This window comes from Pseudomonas sp. JV245A, from assembly GCF_032424515.1.
Classification (GTDB): domain Bacteria; phylum Pseudomonadota; class Gammaproteobacteria; order Pseudomonadales; family Pseudomonadaceae; genus Aquipseudomonas; species Aquipseudomonas protegens.
In genome coordinates this window covers 1-2115 of the sequence record NZ_VYKE01000334.1, presented here as the reverse complement: position 1 = coordinate 2115, position 2115 = coordinate 1, and the positions used below count along the sequence as shown (strand labels likewise).

Below are 2115 nucleotides of genomic sequence, written 5' to 3'. Positions count from 1 at the left end.
CAGCGGCCACCACCACCATCGACCAAAGGGCAAGGTCCCGGTGCCCAGCCCCGCCGGCTGGTCATGCTGCCAGGCCCAGTCGGCCGCCGCGCGCTCGGCCTCGGAGAACTGCGGCGAACCACCGGTCTCGACTTTCCATCCACCCTGCCCATCGCGGTTGATCAGGCAGACACGCAACTCGTCGCGACCATTCAAATGCTGGGCCGCGGCGCTGATCACCGCTTGCCGGTCAGTGGCGGCAGTCAACTTGCGCGACAGGTCCAGGAGCTCGCCGGTTTCCTCCTGGGTATCGCGCAAGGCCTGCAACTGCCGGCGCTGGCGGGCCGCCAGATTGCCGGTCAGCGCGGCCATGAGCAGGAAGAACAGCAGGGTCAGTACATCTTCTTCCCGCTGGATGGCCAGGGAGAAGTTCGGCGGAATGAACAGGAAGTCATAACTGAGAAAGGACAGCGCCGCGCAAGCCAGGGCCGGCCCCAGGCTGCTGCGCACTGCCACCAGCAGCACCGCGGCGAGGAACACCAGGGAGATGTTCGGCAACGGCAGGACACTGGCCACCCCCCAGGCCAGGGCGCTGGCCAGGAGGGTGGCCAGGACTGCCAGGACGTAGTCGAACCAGATCAGCGAATGCTTGACCCGCAGGCCCGGCTGATGGGGCTGGGGCTCGCTGTCCAGGACATTGATCTCCAGGTCATCGGCATTGCGCAGCAAGCGCGCCGCCAAGCCGCCACCGAACCAGCGCCGGCGCCAGCGGCGCCTGGACTGCCCCACCAGCAGCAGGCTGGCGCGACGCTCCGCGGCGTGCTGGATCAAGGTCTTGGCCACCTCGCCGGCGCGCAACAAGACCACTTCCCCGCCCAGGCGCTCGGCCAGTTGTTGAGCAGCCTGCAAGCGCAAGCGTGCCTGCTCGTCGCGCAACCGGCCGTTATCCACATGCACCAGGCTCCAGGGCAGGTGGCGACGCTGAGCCACACGGCTGGCGTGACGTACCAGCCGCTCGGCCTGGGCATCGCCGTCGATACCCACCAGCAGCCGCCCGCGCACCGCCGGTGCCGCCTGCCCCAACTGGCGATAGCCCTGGGCCAGGTCGTTGTCCACCTGGGCGGCGGCGGTCTGCATCGCCAGTTCGCGCAGGGCGGTGAGGTTGGTCTGGGTGAAAAATGCATCGATGGCCGCCCGCGCCTGCTCCGGCACGTAGACCTTGCCGTCCCGCAGACGCTCCAGCAGCTCTCGGGGCGGCAAGTCCACCAGCAGCAACTCATAGGCCTCTTGCAACACCCAGTCAGGCAGGGTTTCACGGACCTGGACCCCGGTAATGCCGCGCACCTGGTCATTGAGGCTTTCCAGGTGCTGGACATTAACCGTGGTGAAAACGTCGATCCCGGCCGCCAGCAACTCCTGAATGTCCTGCCAGCGCTTGGCGTGCCGGCTGCCCGGGGCATTGCTGTGGGCCAGTTCGTCCACCAGTACCAGCTTGGGCTTGGCCTTGAGCAGGCCGTCGAGGTCCATTTCCTCCAGCAATACGCCACGGTATTCCGAACGCACCAAGGGCTGCTGGGGCAGCCCGCTCAACAAGGCTTCGGTCTCGGCGCGGCCGTGGGTCTCCACCACCCCGGCAAGCACCTTGACCCCTTGGCGCAGTTGGCTATGGGCCGCCTGAAGCATGGCGTAGGTCTTGCCAACCCCGGGGGCGGCGCCCAGGAACACCTTGAGTCGGCCGCGGCCGTCCCGTGGCAGCTCGGCTAGCAGCGCGTCGGCGCGACCGGAATCACTCATGGGTTATCTCTCTGCGACAAGACATTCGGTTCAATCTGCGCTCACTTCAGTTGCGTTTGCCAGCGCTCCCTGGGGCTGGAAGCCCCTGCGGGGCATTTTGCAGCCTCGCAGGTTCGGCAGCGGCTACAGCTGTTCCAGGGCCAGGTTCAGGGCCAGTACATTGACCACCGGCGGCCCCACCAGCGGCTGCTCTATATGGGCGTCCACCAGGGCCTGCAACTTGGCTGGCGACAGGTTGCGCGCCGCCGCGACCCGCGCCAGTTGATAGTCAATTGCCTGCGGTGGCAAGTGTGGATCGAGGCCGCTGCCCGAAGTGGTCAGCAATGCCAGGGGCACCGGCCC

At 67.1% G+C, this 2115-nt stretch carries 2 protein-coding genes; both read right to left on the bottom strand.

Going from position 1 to position 2115, the window contains the following annotated elements; translation table 11 throughout:
* A partial coding sequence (locus tag F6S12_RS31315; RefSeq protein ID WP_315869814.1) for a DUF4118 domain-containing protein occupies window positions 1-1773 on the bottom strand: 1773 nt, incomplete at its 3' end.
* A 123-nt stretch (window positions 1774-1896) separates the two neighbouring features.
* Window positions 1897-2115, bottom strand: a 219-nt coding sequence (locus tag F6S12_RS31310; protein WP_315869813.1) for a potassium-transporting ATPase subunit C, incomplete at its 5' end; no start/stop codon positions are given.